This is a genomic window from Pseudomonas sp. RIT-PI-r (assembly GCF_001297015.1).
In the GTDB taxonomy this organism is placed as follows: domain Bacteria; phylum Pseudomonadota; class Gammaproteobacteria; order Pseudomonadales; family Pseudomonadaceae; genus Aquipseudomonas.
This window is the reverse complement of the sequence record NZ_LIGE01000023.1, coordinates 433,765-453,773: the sequence shown is the minus strand read 5'-3', so window position 1 is coordinate 453,773 and position 20,009 is coordinate 433,765. Positions and strand designations below refer to the sequence as shown.

The following is a 20,009-nucleotide window of genomic DNA, read 5'->3' as shown; positions in this document are numbered from 1 at the left end:
GCGATGACCATGAAGAATCTCGTTATCGCGACTTTGGCGCTGCTCGGTAGCGCCGCACTCCATGCGGCTGAAATTGATCACGCCTTGATCAAACAGGGCGAGTACCTCGCCCGCGCCGGTGACTGCGTAGCCTGCCACACCGCCAAGGACGGCAAGCCGTTCGCCGGTGGCCTGCCGATGGAAACCCCGATCGGCACGATCTACTCGACCAACATCACCCCGGATAAAACCGGTATTGGTGGATACAGCTTCGAGGATTTCGATCAGGCCGTGCGCCATGGTGTCGCCAGGAACGGCAGTACGTTGTACCCGGCGATGCCGTATCCGTCCTACGCACGCGTCAGCGAAACCGACATGCAGGCGCTGTACGCGTATTTCATGCACGGCGTTGAACCGGTCGCGCAGGAGAACAAGGCCAGTGACATTCCGTGGCCGTTGAGCATGCGCTGGCCGCTGATGGGCTGGCGCTGGATGTTTGCGCCGAAGGTCGAGGACTATAAAGCGACGAGTGCCGACCCGGTGATCGACCGTGGCGCCTATCTGGTCGAAGGCCTCGGCCACTGCGGTGCCTGCCACACGCCACGCGCGCTGACCATGCAGGAAAAATCCCTCAGCGCTGCCGATGGCAGCAACTTCCTCGCCGGCAGTGCGCCGCTGGAAGGCTGGATCGCCAAGAGCTTGCGCGGCGATCACAAGGACGGCCTCGGCAGCTGGAGCGAGGAGCAACTGGTGCAATTCCTCAAGACCGGACGCAGCGATCGCAGCGCGGTGTTCGGCGGCATGAGCGATGTGGTCACCCACAGCATGCAATACATGACCGACGCCGACCTGACGGCGATTGCCCGCTACCTCAAGTCACTGCCGGCCACCGATCCGAACGATCAGCCGCATCAGTACGACGAGACAGCGGCGAAAGCCCTGTGGAACGGCGATGACAGTCAGCGCGGTGCTTCGGTATACATCGACAACTGCGCCGCGTGCCACCGCACCGATGGCCACGGTTACACCCGGGTATTCCCTGCGCTGGCCGGTAATCCGGTGCTGCAATCGGAAGACCCGACATCGCTGATCCACATCGTGCTCAAGGGCGGTACGTTGCCGGCGACGCACACGGCACCGTCGACCTTCACCATGCCCGGTTTCGCCTGGCGCCTGTCGGATCAGGAAGTGGCGGATGTGGTGAGCTTTATCCGTGGCAGTTGGGGCAACAAGGGCGCGCCGGTGACTGCCGCCGATGTCGCCGAACTGCGCAAGGAGGACATGAAACATACCTCCAATGATGATCTCGGTCAGGTAACAGAACACAACTGACCAGTCGCCCAACGGCACTAGCCAGATGCGCAACGCCCCGATACTGTGTGCATATACAGTATCGGGGCGTTTTTTCATGTCTACTGCATTACCACCTCGCGGTCGCGGCACCGCGACCAATCCGCACAACCGCTTCGCGCCGAACCGCTCGGTAGCCGAGGACGATGGCTGGTATCAGGAAGTGCCCGAGACTCAGAACACCGAGGTGATGATCGAAACCGCGAAAACCATCATCACCCGCAACACTTCGCCGGATTTACCCTTCGATCGTTCGATCAATCCCTATCGCGGCTGCGAGCATGGCTGCATCTACTGCTATGCGCGGCCCAGTCACGCCTATTGGGACATGTCGCCGGGGCTGGATTTCGAAACCCGGCTGATCGCCAAGACCAATGCCGCTCAGGTATTGGAAGAACAACTGAGCAAACGCGGTTATCAATGTGCGCCGATCAATCTCGGCTCCAACACCGATCCGTATCAGCCGATCGAGCGCGAACACAAGATCACCCGCCAGACCCTCGAAGTGCTGCTGCGCTACAGGCATCCGGTGACCATCGTCACCAAGGGCTCGCTGATTCTGCGCGACCTCGACCTGCTGACCGAGTTGGCCGAACAACGACTGGTGGCAGTGATGATCAGCCTGACCACGCTGGACGACGAACTTAAACGTATCCTCGAACCGCGAGCGGCAGCCCCCAAGGCGCGGTTGCGCGCTATCAGGGTCATGCGCGAAGCGGGGATTCCGGTCGGTGTGCTGTGTTCGCCGATGATTCCGATGATCAACGACAGCGAAATCGAAAACCTGCTCACCGAGGCCCACGCCGCAGGGGCGCAAAGTGCGGCCTACATGATGCTGCGTCTGCCGCTGGAGGTGGCGCCGCTGTTCGAAGAGTGGCTGGCCGCGCACTACCCGCAACGGGCGGCGCATGTGCTGAGCCTGATCCGCCAGAGCCGCGGCGGCGAGCTCTACGACAGCCGTTTTGGCGCACGCATGCGCGGTGAAGGACCGTTCGCCGATCTGTTGGCTCAGAGGTTTTCGAAGGTAATTAAACGTCTTGGTTTAAATCACCGCGAAGGCTACAACCTCGATTGCACTGCCTTCTGTCCGCCGGGTCGCCAGATGTCGTTGATTTAGCGACAATTGGCCTATGGTTGAGGGGTTGGAATCCTTCCGCCGAAAACACCCAGTCACGTTTTTGTGACCTGGAACACACGTTCTAGAGCGTTTGATTCAGTTTGAGTTAAGTTTCGGCGGCTACCTTGTTCATCGAGTGACTGACGGGTCGGGATGACCCGGATAGTTTTAAACAGCCACTGGCTTCATACCGGAATACCGGGGAAGACTCCCTGAATCCGCCTAAGAGGATGAATCATGAGTGACAAGGATAAACAGCCGTTGGCTGTGTCGGCGCAAACCCCTGAAGCGGAATCCGCCGATGCAGCGCTGCGACAGATCGTAGACGGCTTTTTGCATTTTCATCATGAGGTTTTTCCGCAGCAGGAAGAACTCTTCAAGAAACTCGCCACGGCCCAGGCGCCAAAAGCGATGTTCATCACCTGCGCCGACTCGCGCATCGTCCCCGAGCTGATCACCCAGAGCTCGCCGGGCGATCTGTTCGTGACCCGTAACGTGGGCAATGTTGTCCCGCCATACGGCCAGATGAACGGCGGCGTTTCCACCGCGATCGAATACGCGGTGCTGGCCCTCGGTGTGCAGCACATCATCATCTGCGGCCACTCCGATTGCGGTGCCATGCGTGCTGTGCTCAATCCGGACAGCCTGGAAAAGATGCCGACGGTCAAAGCCTGGCTGCGCCACGCTGAAGTCGCGAAAACCATGGTGCATGACAACTGTCACTGTGCCGACGAAAAAGAAAGCATGCCGATCCTCACCGAGGAAAACGTCATCGCCCAGTTGCAGCACTTGCGTACCCATCCTTCGGTAGCCTCGCGCATGGCGAACGGTCATCTGTTCATCCATGGCTGGGTCTACAACATCGAAACCAGCGAAATCAAAGCTTACGACGCGGATCAGGGACGCTTCCTGCCGCTCGACGGCAGCCATCCGATTCCGGTGGCGACGCCCAAAGCGCGCTTCTAAATCCTCCTAAACATCTGTGTGGTTTGACGCCGGTCGCTGATTCAGCGACCCGGCCTTGCCATGCCTGAAGAAAACTTCGGGAGAATCGCCATGCGTGCGGCTCAATTGAAAGCGGTGTTGCCACGGGAGCTGCTCGCTTCAGTGGTTGTGTTTCTGGTCGCCCTGCCGCTGTGCATGGGTATTGCGATTGCCTCAGGGTTACCGCCGGCCAAGGGTTTGATCACCGGGATCATCGGTGGTCTGGTGGTCGGTTGGCTCGCGGGTTCGCCGTTGCAAGTCAGTGGCCCGGCGGCAGGTCTGGCGGTGTTGGTGTTCGAGCTGGTGCGCCAGCACGGCATCGAGATGCTCGGGCCGATTCTGCTGCTCGCCGGTTTTCTGCAACTGGTCGCCGGGCGCTTGAAGCTCGGGTGCTGGTTTCGGGTTACGGCGCCAGCGGTGGTGTACGGTATGCTCGCCGGGATCGGCGTGTTGATCGTGCTCTCACAGGTGCATGTGATGCTCGATGCATCGCCGAAACCTTCCGGGCTGGATAACCTTGCGGCGTTCCCGGCGGCAGTCACGCAAGCTTTGCCGTCGTTCGGCTGGCAGGCCGGATTGCTCGGGCTGTCGACGATTGCGGTGATGTGGCTGTGGGAAAAATTTCGCCCGCATGCGCTGCGGTTCATTCCGGGTGCGCTGCTCGGTGTCGGTCTGGCGACCGCGGCGAGTCTGCTGCTGGCCTTGCAGGTCAAACGCGTCGAGGTGCCGGCGAATCTGGCGGAAGCCATCGATTGGCTGAGACCTGCGGACCTGCTCAGTCTGGCCGACCCGACGTTGCTGATCGCCGCGTTCGCCGTGGCGTTTATCGCCAGCGCCGAAACGCTGTTGTCCGCCGCTGCGGTGGATCGCATGCACAGCGGCGTGCGTTCGGATTTCGACCGAGAACTGTCGGCGCAAGGTGTCGGCAATATGCTCTGCGGTCTGGTCGGCGCGCTGCCGATGACCGGGGTCATCGTGCGCAGTTCGGCCAACGTTCAGGCCGGTGCGACCACGCGTTACTCGACGATCTTCCATGGCCTGTGGCTGCTGGCGTTCGTGCTGTTGCTGTCGAGCGTGCTGCAAAGCATTCCGGTGGCGAGTCTGGCGGGGGTGCTGGTGTACACCGGTTTCAAACTGGTCGACCTGAAAGCCTTTCGCGGTCTGGGCCGATATGGACGGATGCCGATGTTCACCTACGCGGCGACGGCGTTGGCAATTATCTTCACTGACCTGCTGACCGGTGTGCTGCTCGGTTTCGGTCTGACCCTGTTGAAACTGGCGTTCAAGGCTTCGCGGTTGAAGATCAGCCTGATCGATCTGCCGCAGGACGGTGAGATGGAATTGCGCCTGGTCGGTGCGGCGACCTTCCTCAAGGTTCCGGCGCTGACGCAGGTGCTGGGCAGTATTCCAGTGGGCACCACGGTGCATGTGCCGCTCAATAACCTGAGCTACATCGACCATTCGTGTCTGGAGTTGCTGGAAGAATGGGGCCGGGCGAATGCGGCGAAGGGCTCGAAGCTGTTGATCGAGTCGCGGGGGTTGAAGCGCAGGCTTGAAGGCAGGGTGCGGACCAATACCGGAATCGGTGCTGCCGGCTAAATCTCCGGGTTGAACTCAAACCCTGTAGGAACTGCCGCAGGCTGCGATCTTTTGATGTTGTTTTTAACAATCAAGATCAAAAGATCGCAGCCTGCGGCAGCTCCTACATTGGATTGTGTGTAACTCAGGCAGCAGGCTGATCCAGCTCCAGCCCCACGCCCAGGCGGCGGCTCATGCACGGCCAGCGTTTCCACGCGGCGCCGGTGTCCGGGCTGCTGAGTTTTTCGCGGTAGATTTCTACCGATTCCAAGGCAAAACTCTCGTCGTTGAGCATCTCGTCGATGGCGTGATGCACCGCTTCGTCCAGCTGGTTGGCAAATTCCTCACCGATCAATTGGTGAGCAATCAAGTTGGCGACCGTCATGTCCAGGGGGATCAGTGGCTGGCCGAAATGCTTGATGTACAGGTCGTTGACCTCTTCGACAAAACGGTGCGCCAGATAGGCTTCGTCGAGCAGGCTGTCCAGGCCAACGTGCCCGGCCATGATGGCTGGCGGCTGGAGGAAATACTGCTCGGCGATTTTCAACACCGGTTTGATCTGCGATTCGATTCCCGCTTCCCTGGCGACTTCATTGGCTGCATCCAGCAGGTCTGGCACTTCATCGATGTAGGCGGCGACAAAACGCGTCAGCACACCATTGGCGTCGGCTTCCGGTAACTGGATCGACGGGTGTAGATGCGGCAGCTTGCTTTCCAGCTGACGGGTCAGCAGGCCAGTGTCTTTCTCGTGTTGTTGGGCTGTTTGGATCTGCTCGCGCAATGCGGCGGTGTTCATGAAAACTCCAGGAAACAAGGCAATGAAATAGGGAAGACATAAGTTAGCTGGCTTACGAAAAATGCTAAGACGCATTTGTCATAATTATTTCATCCTTGATGCAACTGCGTTATATCGATTTGCCACCACTCGTCTGCATCCTTCTCCATTCGTGCCCTCGAATGCAAGCACCCGCTGTTTCAGATCATTTACGTGCGCACATTGCAATTTCCCGTCGCTGTCTATACTCGCCAGTGAATGGAGTTAGCTGATGACGCCCGACTGCACCCGCAGCAAGGCCCGGCGATTCAAGTTCGTAGTCTGATGCAGCCGCTCCCTTGCCGCAGGCGAAAGCCGGCGGGATAACAAGAACGATAAGGGGAACCCGCAATGATGCGACATCCACACGTCTGGATGGGCCTCCTGTTGTGGTCGATTTTCAGCCAGGCCAACGCCGCCTGGACTGTGAATATGGCGCCTGGAGCGACTGAAATCAGTCACGCAGTATTCGACCTGCACATGACCATTTTCTGGATCTGTGTGGTGATCGGGGTAATCGTCTTCGGCGCCATGTTCTGGTCGATGATGGTGCACCGCCGTTCTACCGGGCAGGTCGCCGCAAAATTCCACGAAAGCACCGGCGTCGAAATCATGTGGACCGTCGTGCCGCTGCTGATTCTGGTGGCCATGGCCGTTCCCGCCACCGCGACGCTGATCAAGATGTACGACACCAGTGAGCCGGACATCGATATCCAGGTCACCGGTTATCAGTGGAAGTGGCACTACAAATACCTGGGCCAGGACGTCGAGTTCTTCAGCAACCTGGCCACTCCCGCCGAGCAGATCCACAACAAGGAAGCCAAGGGCGAGCACTACTTGCTTGAGGTCGACAAGCCATTGGTGCTGCCGACCGGGGCCAAGGTGCGCTTCCTCGTGACCTCCGCCGACGTTATCCACTCCTGGTGGGTGCCGGCGTTTGCGGTCAAACGCGATGCGATCCCGGGGTTCGTCAATGAGGCCTGGACGCGTGTCGACAAGCCCGGGCTTTACCGTGGCCAGTGCGCCGAACTGTGTGGCAAGGATCACGGTTTCATGCCGATCGTGGTCGAGGTCAAAGAGAAGGCCGACTACGACAAGTGGCTGGCCGAGCGCAAAGCCGAGGCCGCGCAGCTTAAAGAGCTGACCAGCAAGGATTGGACCCTCGACGAACTCAAGGAGCGCGGCGACAAGGTTTATCACACCACCTGCGTTGCCTGTCACCAGGCCGAAGGCCAAGGCCTGCCGCCGATGTTCCCGGCGCTCAAGGGCTCGAAAATTGCCACCGGCCCGATCAAGGATCACTTGAGCATTGTCTTCCACGGCAAACCCGGCACCGCCATGGCGGCGTTCGGCAAACAGCTGTCGGAAGTCGATATCGCAGCGGTCGTGACCTACGAACGTAACGCCTGGGGCAACAACAAGGGCGACATGGTCACGCCAAAAGAAGTGCTGGAGCTGAAACAGGCGGAAAGCAAATGAGCCGGTCTATCGCGTACCTCGTGAACCGGCCGGGGCAGCGCGCCCCGGCCCGCCCCGCCCACTCACGTAAAGGAGACCGGCCATGAGCGCTGTCATCGATGACCACGGTCACGCCGACCACGCCCACGGCCCCGCCAAAGGCCTGATGCGCTGGGTGCTGACCACCAACCACAAGGACATCGGCACGCTGTACCTGTGGTTTGCGTTTTTGATGTTCCTGCTTGGCGGCTCGTTCGCCATGGTGATCCGCGCCGAGTTGTTCCAGCCCGGTTTGCAGATCGTCGAACCGGCGTTCTTCAACCAGATGACCACCATGCACGGTCTGGTGATGGTCTTCGGTGCAGTGATGCCGGCATTCGTCGGCCTCGCCAACTGGATGATCCCGTTGATGGTCGGCGCGCCGGACATGGCCCTGCCCCGGATGAACAACTTCAGCTTCTGGCTGCTGCCGGCGGCGTTTCTGCTGCTGGTGTCGACCCTGTTCACCCCCGGTGGCGGGCCGAATTTCGGCTGGACCTTCTACGCGCCGCTGTCGACGACCTATGCGCCGGAAAGCGTGACCTTCTTCATCTTCGCCATCCACCTGATGGGGATCAGTTCGATCATGGGCGCGATCAACGTGATCGCGACCATCCTCAACCTGCGCGCCCCCGGCATGACCCTGATGAAAATGCCGCTGTTCGTCTGGACCTGGCTGATCACCGCGTTCCTGCTGATCGCGGTGATGCCGGTGCTGGCCGGGTGCGTGACGATGATGCTGATGGACATCCACTTCGGCACCAGTTTCTTCAGTGCTGCCGGTGGCGGTGACCCGGTGCTGTTCCAGCATGTGTTCTGGTTTTTCGGGCACCCTGAGGTGTACATCATGATCCTGCCGGCGTTCGGCGCGGTCAGCCAGATCATCCCGACCTTCGCGCGCAAACCGCTGTTCGGCTACACCTCGATGGTCTACGCCACGGCGAGCATCGCGTTCCTGTCGTTCATCGTCTGGGCGCACCACATGTTCGTGGTCGGCATTCCGCTGGTCGGCGAGCTGTTCTTCATGTACGCGACGATGCTCATCGCGGTGCCGACCGGGGTCAAGGTGTTCAACTGGGCCAGCACCATGTGGCAAGGCTCGATGACCTTCGAGACACCGATGCTGTTTGCCGTGGCGTTCGTGATCCTGTTTTCCATCGGTGGTTTTTCCGGATTGATGTTGGCCATCGCCCCGGCGGACTTCCAGTATCAGGACACCTACTTTGTGGTCGCGCACTTCCACTATGTGCTGGTGCCGGGGGCGATCTTCGGCATCTTCGCCTCGGCGTATTACTGGCTGCCGAAATGGACCGGGCACATGTACGACGAAACCCTCGGCAAGCTGCATTTCTGGCTGTCGTTCGTCGGCATGAACCTGACCTTCTTCCCGATGCACTTCGTGGGACTGGCGGGGATGCCGCGACGGATTCCGGACTACAACCTGCAGTTCGCCGACTTCAACATGGTTTCGTCGATTGGCGCGTTCATGTTCGGCGCGACGCAGATCTTCTTCCTGTTCATCGTGATCAAGACCATTCGGGGTGGCGAGCCTGCACCGGCCAAGCCTTGGGATGGTGCGGAAGGTCTGGAGTGGAGCGTGCCGTCGCCGGCGCCGTATCACACCTTCACCACACCGCCGGAAGTGAAATGAAACGCCTGACTTTTGTAGGAGTGAGCCTGCTCGCGATGGCGGTGTGTCAGGCACACCGCGGTGGACCCATCGCGAGCAGGCTCACTCCTACAGGGTTTAGTGGGGAGGCATGAACCATGGCTGACTCGATCTCGATGAAAAAACTCGTCACCCGCCTGCTCGGGGTCGTGGTAGCGATGTTTGTGTTCGGTTTTGCCCTGGTGCCGATCTACGACGTGATGTGCAAAGCCTTCGGCATCAACGGCAAGACCGGTGGGCAGTACGAGGGTGAGCAAGTGGTCGATACTTCGCGCCAGGTACGCGTGCAGTTTCTGTCGACCAACACCGCCGATATGCCGTGGGACTTCTACCCCAAGCATGACGAACTCACCGCCAACCCCGGCGCCGTCAACGAGATGATCTTCATCGCACGAAATCCCACCGACAAACCGATGAGTGCGCAAGCCGTGCCGAGCATCGCGCCGAGCAACGCCGCGGCGTATTTCCACAAGACCGAATGTTTCTGCTTTACCCAGCAGGTGCTGCAGCCCGGTCAGCAGATCGAGATGCCGGTGCGCTTCATTGTTGACCGCGACATGCCCAAGGATGTGAAGCACCTGACGCTGTCCTACACGCTGTTCGATATCACCGCCCGACATCCGCCGGTGGCTGTAAACACTGGCGGTTGAGCGTGCCCGATAAGGAGAACAATAAATGGCAACTCATGAGCATTATTTCGTTCCGGCCCAGAGCAAATGGCCGATCATTGCCACGGTCGGGATGTTCGTCACCGTGTACGGCCTCGCGACTTGGTTCAACGATCTGAAGGCTGCACGCCCGGAATCCCACGGCCCGCTGATCTTTTTCGTCGGTGGCCTGCTGGTGGCATACATGCTGTTCGGCTGGTTCGGCACGGTGATCAAGGAAAGCCGCGCGGGACTTTACAGCGCACAACTGGATCGCTCGTTTCGCTGGGGCATGAGCTGGTTCATCTTCTCCGAGGTGATGTTCTTCGTCGCCTTCTTCGGTGCGCTGTTTTACGTGCGACACATTTCCGGCCCGGCGCTCGGCGGCGAAGGGCCGAAAGGCATCGCCCACATGCTCTGGCCGAACTTCCAGTTCACTTGGCCACTGCTGCACACACCGGACCCGAAACTGTTTCCGCCGCCCAAAGAAGTGATCAGCCCGTGGGGCCTGCCGCTGATCAACACGATTCTGCTGGTCAGCTCCAGCGTGACCATCACCATCGCCCACCATGCGCTGAAGAAAGGCCATCGCGGTGCGCTGAAAATCTGGCTGGCGATCACCGTGCTGCTCGGCTGCGCGTTTCTCGGTTTCCAGGCTGAGGAGTACATCCACGCCTATCACGAACTGGGCCTGACCCTCGGTTCGGGCATTTATGGCGCGACGTTCTTCATGCTCACCGGTTTCCACGGCGCCCACGTGACCATCGGCACAATCATTCTGTTTGTGATGCTGATGCGGATCATGAAGGGTCACTTCGATAACGAGCACCAGTTCGGCTTCGAAGCGGCGAGCTGGTATTGGCACTTCGTCGACGTGGTGTGGATCGGCCTCTTTATCTTCGTTTACGTACTCTGAGGATCAGCATTACCAAGGCGCATGCGACACCAGTTGGCCGCTGTAAAAACCCCAGGCGATCAGGCCGACGGTGGCAGCGGCCAATGCCACCCGAACACTCAAGGCGATGACCAGGCGATTCGAGCTGCTGTCGTCCTTGACCAGGAAAAACAGGCCGCTGAACAGGCTGATCACCGTGGCAATCAGCATCAGGACGATCGCTGTTTTGAGCATGGGAAGAACTCCGGGGGACAGGCGATGCAGTTGAGTATAGCGAGCGCAACGACTGACTTTGTGGCGCAGCCATGAAGCGCTTTCGCCCGGGCGTGATTCCGACCGTGGTGGTGGCGTTGTTGCTGCCGCTGCTGGTGTCGCTGGGCTTCTGGCAACTGAGCCGGGGCGCCGAGAAAACCGCCCTGCTCGCCAGTTACGCCGAACGCCGCGCGGCCGAACCGATGGCCAGCGGCGAGTTGCTGAGCAGCGCCGATCCGGCCTATCGCCGTGTGCATCTGCAAGGCCAGTTCGATGCCGCGCACAGTTTGCTGCTGGATAACCGCCAACGTAACGGCAAGGTCGGTGTCGAGTTGCTGCAACCGTTTCAGGATCAACGCAGCGGTTTGTGGCTGCTGGTCAATCGCGGCTGGTTGCCGTGGCCGGATCGCCGCGTGCCGCCGCAATTTTCCACACCGGCAGAGGCCCTGAATGTCGATGCCTGGGTCTACGTCGCTCCCGGCGCGACTTTCCAGTTGCACGCCGACCCGGTCAGCAGTACTTGGCCGCAAACCATCACCGCCGTCGACCCGGCCAAGCTGTGGAAAACCCTGGAACGCGACGGCTTCGCCTACGAACTACGCGCCGAGCCCGGCCCGGCCAGCTACGAGGCCGATTGGCCGGTGGTTGCCATGGGCCCGGAAAAACACCTCGGTTATGCCGTGCAGTGGTTCGCCATGGCCACCGCCCTGCTCGGTCTCTATATCTATTTGGGCTTGCACAACGCAAAGGAGAAACACCATGGGAACGGCCATGAATCCACCCAGCATGTCTGAGGCGAAACCTGCTGCCAGCCGCCGTCGCGGGCGCATTCAGTTGTTGCTGATTGTGCTCGGCGTGGTCGGCCCGATGCTGCTCGCCACCGGCATGTACAAATTGCAGTTCTGGGTGCCCGAAGGTCGCAGCTATCACGGCGAACTGATCGGCAACGGCCAGACCCGCGCCGACCTCGGCGTACAAGCCGATGATGCACGCTGGCAGATGCTGGGCACTGCGCCGAAGGATTGCGCGGTGGATTGCCAGCAACTGGTGTATCTGGCGCGGCAGATCCAGATCGGTCTTGGTCGCGAGGCCGGGCGCGCCAGCCATGCCCTCGCCGTGGCGCAACCGGTGAGCGCCGATTACGAGGCCAAGCTGACCCGTGAATATCCACAGCTGCAACGCTATCCGCTGGATGCGGGTGTGTTCAGCAAAACCACGGGCGACAAAGCCACGCCGCAGCTGTGGATCATCGACCCGCACGGCAACCTCGTGCTGCGCTACGAGCCGAATGTGAAAGGCAAGGATCTGCTCAACGACCTGCGGCATCTGCTGAAACTGTCGAACATCGGATAAGGGCATCGTCATGGCCAAACCTGGATTTCGCCTCGCGCTGTTTGCCACCCTGCTGGCACTGATTGTGGTGCTGCTCGGCGCCTACACGCGCCTGACCCACGCCGGCCTCGGCTGTCCGGACTGGCCGGGCTGCTACGGCTTTATCAGCGTGCCGAAAAGCGAAGCGCAACTGGCCCATGCCGAACTGCATTACCCCGACTCGCCGGTGGAGGCGCACAAGGGCTGGAACGAGATGATCCACCGCTACTTCGCCGGCACCCTCGGCCTGCTGATTTCGATTCTGGCCGGGCGCGCGTGGGTCAACCGTCGTCATCCGGGGCAGCCGTTGAAGCTGCCGCTATTTCTGCTGGCGGTGGTGTTCGCGCAAGCGGCGTTCGGCATGTGGACGGTGACGCTCAAGCTCTGGCCACAAGTGGTCACCGGACATTTGCTCGGCGGTTTTGCGACGTTGAGCCTGTTGTTTTTGCTGACGTTGCGATTGTCCGGTGTTCTGCCGGCGCTGACCGTGCCCAAGCGTTTGCAGTATTGGGCAACGGCGGGATTATTGTTGGTGATCGGCCAGATCGCGCTGGGTGGCTGGGTCAGTTCCAACTATGCGGCAGTGGCGTGCATCGATTTTCCGACCTGCCACGGGCAATGGCTGCCGCCGGCGGATTTCGCCAATGGCTTTCACCTGACCCAACACATCGGCCCGAATTATCTCGGCGGGCAACTCGACAGTGATGCGCGCACGGCGATTCACCTGACTCATCGTATTGGCGCTTTGCTGGTGACGTTGGTTTTGCTTGGCTTGGCTTGGCAACTAAAAGTGGTCGGCATGACGCGGCTGGCCGGGCTGGTATTGATCGCCCTCACCGCACAAATCACCCTCGGCATCAGCAATGTCTTGTTCCATCTGCCGCTGCCAGTGGCGGTCGCGCATAACGCTGGCGGTGCCCCGCTATTGCTGACCATGGTGCTGGTCAACTATCACGCGCGCACCAGTCTGGTCCGAGTCAAACAACCGGTGCTCGCACGCTGGCGCCTGAGCCCGCGCAAACACTCTGCCGCGCCCATCACAATAAAAGGAGAAACGCCGTGGCGATTCTGATTGGCGAACGTCCCGCCCAAGCGCTGTGGCGTGATTATCTGGAACTGACCAAACCGAAAGTCGTGGTGCTGATGCTGATCACCTCGCTGGTCGGCATGTTCCTCGCGACCCGCGCCGGGGTGCCGTGGACGGTGCTGGTGTTCGGCAATCTGGGGATTGCCCTGTGTGCCGGCGGTGCGGCGGCGGTCAATCATGTGGTCGATCGGCGCATCGATGCGGTGATGGCGCGTACGCATAAACGGCCGCTGGCTGAAGGACGGGTTTCGCCGGCGGCGGCGCTGACTTTTGCGCTGGTGCTGGCGCTGCTCGGTCAGGCCTTGTTGCTGACATTCACCAATCCGCTGACGGCGTGGCTGACGCTGGCTTCGCTGCTCGGATACGCAGTGATCTACACCGGATTTCTCAAACGCGCGACGCCGCAAAACATCGTTATCGGTGGCCTCGCCGGTGCTGCGCCACCGCTGCTGGGCTGGACGGCTGCAACTGGCCACGTCAGCGCCGAACCGTTGCTGCTGGTGCTGATCATCTTCGCCTGGACGCCGCCGCACTTCTGGGCGCTGGCGATCCATCGCAAAGAGGAATACGCCAAGGCCGACATCCCGATGCTGCCGGTTACCCACGGCGAGCACTACACCAAAGTGCATATTCTGCTTTATACCTTCGCGCTGCTGGCGGTGAGCCTGCTGCCGTACGTGATCCACATGAGCGGCATGCTCTACCTGATTTGCGCCCTCGCCCTCGGCGCAAGGTTTCTGCAATGGGCCGTGGTGCTGTACCGTGGCACTCGGCCGCACGCGGCGATCAACACCTTCAAGTACTCTATTTGGTACTTGTTTCTGCTGTTCATCGCCCTGCTCGTAGACCACTACTTACTGTTGAACCTATGACTCGAACCCAGAAAACCGTCTTCATCCTCGTCGCCGTGATCGCGCTGATCCTGGGACTTACCGTCAACAAAGTGCTGAGCGGCAAGGGCCAGGGCGACCCGACTGCGCTGATCGATGCCGGCATCATTCTGCTGCCGCAGAGCCGTAATTTGCCGGACGTGACGATGACCGATCAGGACGGCAAACCGGTGGCGATCAATGAGTTGAAGGGTAAGTGGAGTCTGTTGTTCTTCGGCTACACCTTCTGCCCGGACATCTGCCCGACCACATTGGCGCAGTTGCGGCAGATCAAGAGTGAGTTGCCAAAAGACGCTGTGGACAAGTTGCAGATCGTGCTGGTCAGCGTTGACCCGAACCGCGATAACCCGAAGCAGTTGAAGCAGTATCTGGGCTACTTTGATCCACAGTTTGTTGGCCTGACACCGACCTCGATTGAAGAGCTGCAGAAGGTGGCGAATGCGGTGAGTATTCCGTTTATTCCGGCGGATACCAGTAAGCCGAATTACACCGTGGATCACAGCGGCAACCTCGCGGTGATTGGCCCGGATGGCACCCAGCGTGGGTTTATTCGGGCACCGTTGAACAACGCCAAATTGGTGGCGCAACTCCCGGTCATGCTTAACCGCAAGTAATCTTTTAAACGCAAAAGCCCCTCACCCTAGCCCTCTCCCAGAGGGAGAGGGGACTGATTGGGGGATATTGGGGAGCCACACCGAATTGAACGTCCTGCATTGAATCTATAATCGCCAAGACCTTTCAGGTCGATGTGCTGTGCTGAATCCATAATCGACTGGATCTTTCAGGTCGATGTAGAACGCAAGACACCTCGGTCGGCCCCCTCTCCCTCCGGGAGAGGGCTGGGGTGAGGGGTCGCTTCACAACAGCTCCAAAGCCAAGCATCAGACAAAAAAAGGGGCGCATATAAATGCGCCCCTTTTTCATTGCAGCAACCCGAATCAGAACGCCGGCAATACCGCGCCTTTGTACTTCTCGGTGATGAATTGCTTCACTTCCGGGCTGTGCAGCGCAGCAGCGAGTTTCTTCATCGCATCGCTGTCCTTGTTGTCCGGGCGGGACACGAGGATGTTCACGTACGGCGAGTCGTTGCCTTCGATCACCAGCGCATCCTTGGACGGATCGAGCTTGGCTTCCAGCGCGTAGTTGGTGTTGATCAGCGCCAGATCAACCTGGGTCAGCACGCGCGGGATGGTCGCGGCTTCCAGTTCACGGATCTTCAGGTCTTTCGGGTTCTGCGCGATGTCTTTGACGGTCGACAGGATGTTGGTCGGATCCTTCAGCGTGATCACGCCAGCCTTGGCCAGCAGCAACAGCGCACGGCCGCCGTTGGTGGCGTCGTTCGGGATCACCACGTTGGCACCGCTTGGCAGATCCTTCAGATCCTTGAGCTTGCTCGAGTAAGCGCCCAGCGGCTCCAGGTGCACACCGGCCACGGCAACCAGACTGGTGCCCTTGGCCTTGTTGAACTCATCGAGGTACGGCTGGTGCTGGAAGAAGTTGGCGTCCAGACGCTTTTCGGCGACCTGTACGTTCGGCTGAATATAGTCGGTGAAGACCTTGACCTTCAGATCCACGCCTTCTTTGGCCAGCGCCGGCTTCACGAACTCGAGGATTTCCGCGTGCGGCACCGGAGTGGCAGCCACGGTCAGGGTTTCGGCGTGGGCCGAGAATGCCGCAACGGCAGCGAAAGCAGCGATCAGTTTTTTCATTCAGCTAACTCCTTATGAGGCGCCCGTCTGGCGCCTGCCAGCGAATGGCCGGCTCATCTCTTGATTACAAAACCGCTTATTTGCGCGAGAAATGCACGACCAGTCGATCACCGACCATCTGCAGCACTTGCACCAGAATCAACAGCAACACCACGGTGACGATCATCACGTCAGTCTGGAAACGCTGGTAACCGAAACGGATGGCCAGGTCACCCAGACCACCGGCGCCGACCACACCGGCCATTGCCGTATAGGACACCAGTGTAATCGCCGTCACCGTAATCGCCGCGAAAATGCCCGGACGGGCTTCCGGCAACAAAGCGTTCATGATGATCTGCCGCGTGGTCGCGCCCATCGACTGGGTCGCTTCGATGATGCCGCGATCGACTTCACGCAGCGCGGTTTCCACCAGACGCGCGAAGAACGGTGTGGCACCGACGACCAACGGCGGAATCGCACCGGCCACGCCCAGCGACGTGCCGGTGATCAGCACGGTGAACGGGATCATCACGATCAACAGAATAATGAACGGCAGCGAACGCAGGATGTTCACCGCCAACGACATGAACGCGTAGAGGCCACGGTTTTCCAGCAACTGGCGCGGGCTGCAGAGGAACAGCAGCACGCCCAGCGGCAGGCCGAGCAGCACGGTGAACAGCAGCGAACCGCCAAGCATCAGCATGGTGTCGCCGGTGGCCAGCCAGATTTCGTACCAATCGATATTGGTGAAGAAACTGATCAGGTCTTCCATTAGCGCAATACCTCCATGTGAACGTCAGCGGCGGTGAAGCGGGCGAAAGCCGCTTCCATGTCGCCACCGGTGACGGCGAGGGTCAATTGCCCGTACGGAATGTCTTTGATGCGGTCGATACGACCGGCAAGGATGCTGTAGTCGACGCCGGTTTCCCGGGCGACGGTACCGAGCAGCGGCGCGTAGGTCGCTTCGCCCTGGAAGGTCAGACGCACAATGCGCCCCGGCACGTGAGCGAAGTCATCACGCTGTTCACTCTCGTCGATCTGCTCGCTTTCCTGAACAAAGCGCTTGGTGGTCGGGTGCTTGGGATGCAGGAACACATCAGCCACCGAACCTTGCTCGACGATCACGCCGGCATCCATCACCGCCACTTGATCGCAGACGCGACGGATCACATCCATCTCGTGAGTGATCAGGACGATGGTCAGCTTCAGTTCGCGGTTGATCTCGGCCAGCAATTGCAGAACCGATGCGGTGGTCTGCGGGTCGAGGGCACTGGTGGCCTCGTCGCACAGCAGAATCTTCGGCTTGGTTGCCAGGGCGCGGGCAATGCCGACGCGCTGCTTCTGGCCACCGGACAATTGCGCCGGGTACTTCTTGGCGTGGTCAGACAGACCGACCCGCGCCAGCAACTCGGCAACACGCTTGTCGATGTCGCTGCCCGACAGTTCGCCAGCCAGGGTCAGCGGCAACGCTACGTTGTCGGCCACGGTTTTGGAGGCGAGCAGGTTGAAGTGCTGGAAGATCATCCCGACTTGCTGACGGAAACGGCGCAGGCCGTTGGCGTCCAGCGCGGTGACTTCTTCGCCGTCGACGATGATCTTGCCGCCGCTGGAGTCTTCCAGGCGATTGATCAGACGCAGCAGGGTACTTTTGCCCGCGCCGGAATGGCCGATCAGGCCGAACACCTGCCCGTTCTCGATAGAGAGACTGGTCGGGTGCAGCGCGGGAATATCCTTACCGGCGACGCGGTAAGTCTTGTGGACGTTTTGAAACTCGATCACGTAGCGAACCTTGTGGGGCGCGTTAGAAAAGGATCAGCGGTTAGCCGGGCGCGCATTTTAGCCTGTCCGTATAGAGGTTCTTAGCATTTATTTCGCAATTAACCTTCGATTTGGCAATAACAAGATCAAAGGTCATAAAAAAGGAACGTCCAAAGCAGCCCATCAGTCACTAAGTAAGCGACTTGAAAACCCTGGGTGCCGTGCCCGGGAACCACTCAAGAGTCCCCGGCAAGCATCGGGGTCAACCGAGGAGTTTACGACTGATGAGCAAGAAGCCTACGTCCGACAAAAGCCAGATGGCCGGAACCGACACGCCGGATCGCGCCAACACCAACGCCAAACTCGACAGCCTCGAGAAGTTTCGCTCCGACGCCACCGGCCAGGCCCTGCGTACCAACCAAGGCGTGAAGATCGCCGACAACCAGAACACCCTCAAGGCCGGCCCGCGCGGACCGTCGTTGCTGGAAGACTTCATCATGCGGGAAAAGATCACGCATTTTGACCATGAACGCATCCCGGAGCGCATCGTCCACGCGCGCGGCACTGGCGCCCATGGTTTCTTTCAGGCCTACGAGAACCATTCGACGCTGACCAAGGCCGGCTTCCTACAGGACCCAGGGAAAAAGACCCCGGTGTTCGCGCGCTTTTCCACGGTGCAGGGGCCGCGCGGTTCCGGTGACACCGTACGAGACGTGCGCGGTTTCGCCGTGAAGTTCTTTACCGATGAAGGCAACTTCGATCTGGTCGGCAACAATATGCCGGTGTTTTTCATTCAGGACGCAATCAAGTTTCCCGACTTCGTCCACGCGGTGAAACCCGAGCCGCACAATGAAATCCCTACCGGCGGTTCGGCCCACGATACCTTCTGGGACTTCGTTTCGCTGGTACCGGAATCGGCGCACATGGTCATCTGGGCGATGTCCGACCGGGCGATCCCGAAAAGCCTGCGCAGCATGCAGGGCTTCGGCGTGCACACCTTCCGGTTGATCAACGCTGAAGGCAAATCACGCTTCGTCAAATTCCATTGGCGCCCTACCGCCGGCACTTGCTCGCTGGTCTGGGACGAAGCGCAGAAGCTCGCCGGTAAAGACACCGACTACCACCGTCGCGACCTCTGGGAAGCGATCGAGATGGGCGACTACCCGGAATGGGAGTTGGGCGTGCAGGTCATCGAGGAAGAAAACGAGCATGACTTCGATTTCGACATCCTCGATCCGACCAAACTGATCCCAGAAGAAATCGTGCCGATCACGCCGCTGGGCAAAATGACCTTGAACCGTAACCCGGACAATTTCTTTGCCGAGACCGAGCAGGTTGCGTTCTGCCCTGGCCACATCGTGCCGGGCATCGACTTCTCCAACGACCCGCTGCTGCAAGGTCGGCTGTTTTCCTACACCGACACGCAAATCAGCCGACTCGGTGGGCCGAACTTTCATGAGCTGCCGATCAACCGCCCGGTGGCGCCGTTCCATAACGGTCAGCGCGATGCGCAGCACCGCACGGTGATCGACAAGGGCCGCGCCTCTTACGAGCCGAACTCGATTGATGGCGGCTGGCCAAAAGAAACGCCGCCGGCCGCGCAGGACGGTGGGTTCGAGAGTTATCCGGAACGCATCGATGCGAACAAGATCCGCCAGCGCAGCGAGTCGTTCAGCGATCACTTTTCCCAGGCGACGCTGTTCTTCAACAGCATGAGCGACCACGAGAAAGAGCACATCATTGCCGCCTACAGCTTCGAGCTGGGCAAGGTTGAGCGCGAATTCATCCGTGCGCGGGAAGTGAACGAGATTCTGGCCAACATCGATCTGGAACTGGCCAAGCGTGTGGCGGCCAATCTGGGTCTGCCTGCACCTGCCAAAGGCACGGTGGATGCGCGCAAGGTGTCGTTCGATCACTCGCCAGCACTGAGTCAGGCGAACCTGCTGCCGGAAAACATCAAAACGCGAAAAGTGGCGATTCTTGCTGCTAACGGTGTCGATGGCGCGGCGATTGATGCGATGAAGAAAGCATTGGCGGCTGAAGGTGCGCACGCCAAGTTGCTGGGGCCGACTTCGGCGCCGGTGAAAACGGCGGACGGCAAAAGCCTGCCCGTGGACGCTTCGATGGAAGGCATGCCGTCGGTGATCTTTGACGCGGTGTTTGTGCCGGGTGGCGCGGCGTCGGTCAAGGCGTTGAGCGGCGACGGCGTGGCATTGCACTACGTGCTGGAGGCTTACAAGCACTTGAAGGCAATTGCGTTGCAGGGCGAAGCCAAGCAGTTGCTGGATGTGTTGAAGCTGGAGAAAGATGCCGGGCTGCTGGAGGGCAAGGATGTGGGTGCGTTGACCAAACCGTTCTTTGCGGCGATCGGGCAGCATCGGGTTTGGGATCGCGAGCCTAAGGCCAAAGCCATTCCGGCTTAAAAAGCAAAAG

19 protein-coding genes are annotated in these 20,009 nt (G+C 59.9%); 14 read left to right on the top strand and 5 right to left on the bottom strand.

Features of this window, described 5'->3' with window-relative positions; genetic code table 11:
* Positions 1-9 precede the first annotated feature (9 nt).
* The 4 genes from AK821_RS11590 (at position 10) to AK821_RS11575 (ending at position 5,029) form a co-directional block, all read left to right on the top strand.
* Positions 10-1,311 (top strand): c-type cytochrome, encoded by a 1,302-nt coding sequence (locus AK821_RS11590; protein WP_064389751.1) that lies wholly within the window; start codon positions 10-12, stop codon positions 1,309-1,311.
* Between the two features lie 76 nt (positions 1,312-1,387).
* Positions 1,388-2,446, top strand: coding sequence for a PA0069 family radical SAM protein (locus AK821_RS11585; protein WP_064389750.1), 1,059 nt, complete (start codon positions 1,388-1,390; stop codon positions 2,444-2,446).
* Between the two features lie 237 nt (positions 2,447-2,683).
* Positions 2,684-3,412 carry a carbonic anhydrase gene (locus tag AK821_RS11580; RefSeq protein ID WP_064389749.1) on the top strand — a complete coding sequence of 243 codons (729 nt, stop codon included), beginning with the start codon at positions 2,684-2,686 and terminating at the stop codon, positions 3,410-3,412.
* A 90-nt stretch (positions 3,413-3,502) separates the two neighbouring features.
* Complete coding sequence (locus AK821_RS11575) at positions 3,503-5,029, top strand: SulP family inorganic anion transporter (RefSeq protein ID WP_064389748.1); 1,527 nt, start codon at positions 3,503-3,505, stop codon at positions 5,027-5,029.
* Between the two features lie 124 nt (positions 5,030-5,153).
* Here the strand turns inward: AK821_RS11575 and AK821_RS11570 are convergent, their stop codons facing one another.
* Positions 5,154-5,804: a hypothetical protein gene (locus AK821_RS11570; RefSeq protein WP_064389747.1), complete on the bottom strand. Its 651-nt coding sequence runs from the start codon at positions 5,802-5,804 to the stop codon at positions 5,154-5,156.
* A gap of 369 nt (positions 5,805-6,173) precedes the next feature.
* Between AK821_RS11570 and coxB the strand changes: the two genes are divergently transcribed.
* The 4 genes from coxB to AK821_RS11550 all read left to right on the top strand — a co-directional run bounded on the left by coxB (position 6,174) and on the right by AK821_RS11550 (position 10,551).
* Positions 6,174-7,301 (top strand): cytochrome c oxidase subunit II, encoded by a 1,128-nt coding sequence (gene coxB, locus AK821_RS11565; RefSeq protein ID WP_064389746.1) that lies wholly within the window; start codon positions 6,174-6,176, stop codon positions 7,299-7,301.
* A gap of 82 nt (positions 7,302-7,383) precedes the next feature.
* Entirely contained in the window at positions 7,384-8,970 is a 1,587-nt protein-coding gene (ctaD, locus tag AK821_RS11560) for a cytochrome c oxidase subunit I (RefSeq protein WP_064389745.1), read from the top strand.
* Positions 8,971-9,086: 116 nt separating this feature from the next.
* On the top strand, positions 9,087-9,638 hold the full coding sequence (locus AK821_RS11555; protein WP_064389744.1) for a cytochrome c oxidase assembly protein: 552 nt from the start codon (positions 9,087-9,089) through the stop codon (positions 9,636-9,638).
* A 25-nt stretch (positions 9,639-9,663) separates the two neighbouring features.
* Positions 9,664-10,551: a cytochrome c oxidase subunit 3 gene (locus AK821_RS11550; protein ID WP_064389743.1), complete on the top strand. Its 888-nt coding sequence runs from the start codon at positions 9,664-9,666 to the stop codon at positions 10,549-10,551.
* Positions 10,552-10,560: 9 nt separating this feature from the next.
* Here the strand turns inward: AK821_RS11550 and AK821_RS11545 are convergent, their stop codons facing one another.
* Positions 10,561-10,764, bottom strand: coding sequence for a twin transmembrane helix small protein (locus tag AK821_RS11545; RefSeq protein ID WP_007911731.1), 204 nt, complete (start codon positions 10,762-10,764; stop codon positions 10,561-10,563).
* A 71-nt stretch (positions 10,765-10,835) separates the two neighbouring features.
* On the opposite strand from AK821_RS11545, the gene AK821_RS11540 reads away from it, so the two are divergent.
* The 5 genes from AK821_RS11540 to AK821_RS11520 are packed head-to-tail and all read left to right on the top strand — an operon-like array spanning position 10,836 to position 14,744.
* The gene (locus tag AK821_RS11540) at positions 10,836-11,576 is read left to right on the top strand and encodes an SURF1 family protein (RefSeq protein WP_064389742.1); all 741 of its coding nucleotides are present in this window, start codon (positions 10,836-10,838) and stop codon (positions 11,574-11,576) included.
* Complete coding sequence (locus tag AK821_RS11535) at positions 11,542-12,135, top strand: hypothetical protein (protein ID WP_064389741.1); 594 nt, start codon at positions 11,542-11,544, stop codon at positions 12,133-12,135. Before AK821_RS11540 ends, AK821_RS11535 begins: the two co-directional genes overlap by 35 nt.
* A gap of 10 nt (positions 12,136-12,145) precedes the next feature.
* On the top strand, positions 12,146-13,225 hold the full coding sequence (locus AK821_RS11530; protein WP_064389740.1) for a COX15/CtaA family protein: 1,080 nt from the start codon (positions 12,146-12,148) through the stop codon (positions 13,223-13,225).
* Positions 13,213-14,112, top strand: coding sequence for a heme o synthase (cyoE, locus tag AK821_RS11525; RefSeq protein ID WP_064389739.1), 900 nt, complete (start codon positions 13,213-13,215; stop codon positions 14,110-14,112). The genes AK821_RS11530 and cyoE overlap by 13 nt, the downstream gene beginning before the upstream one ends.
* The gene (locus AK821_RS11520) at positions 14,109-14,744 is read left to right on the top strand and encodes an SCO family protein (protein WP_007911741.1); all 636 of its coding nucleotides are present in this window, start codon (positions 14,109-14,111) and stop codon (positions 14,742-14,744) included. The genes cyoE and AK821_RS11520 overlap by 4 nt, the downstream gene beginning before the upstream one ends.
* A gap of 324 nt (positions 14,745-15,068) precedes the next feature.
* On the opposite strand, the gene AK821_RS11515 is transcribed toward AK821_RS11520, so the two are convergent.
* From AK821_RS11515 to AK821_RS11505, 3 genes are all read right to left on the bottom strand, one after another.
* The gene (locus AK821_RS11515; protein ID WP_064389738.1) at positions 15,069-15,839 is read right to left on the bottom strand and encodes a MetQ/NlpA family ABC transporter substrate-binding protein; all 771 of its coding nucleotides are present in this window, start codon (positions 15,837-15,839) and stop codon (positions 15,069-15,071) included.
* A 76-nt stretch (positions 15,840-15,915) separates the two neighbouring features.
* The gene (locus AK821_RS11510; RefSeq protein WP_016986455.1) at positions 15,916-16,590 is read right to left on the bottom strand and encodes a methionine ABC transporter permease; all 675 of its coding nucleotides are present in this window, start codon (positions 16,588-16,590) and stop codon (positions 15,916-15,918) included.
* On the bottom strand, positions 16,590-17,597 hold the full coding sequence (locus AK821_RS11505) for a methionine ABC transporter ATP-binding protein (protein WP_064389737.1): 1,008 nt from the start codon (positions 17,595-17,597) through the stop codon (positions 16,590-16,592). The genes AK821_RS11510 and AK821_RS11505 overlap by 1 nt, the downstream gene beginning before the upstream one ends.
* A gap of 260 nt (positions 17,598-17,857) precedes the next feature.
* Here AK821_RS11505 and katE point away from each other — a divergent pair, with 260 nt between their 5' ends.
* On the top strand, positions 17,858-19,999 hold the full coding sequence (gene katE, locus AK821_RS11500) for a catalase HPII (RefSeq protein WP_064389787.1): 2,142 nt from the start codon (positions 17,858-17,860) through the stop codon (positions 19,997-19,999).
* Positions 20,000-20,009: the final 10 nt, after the last annotated feature.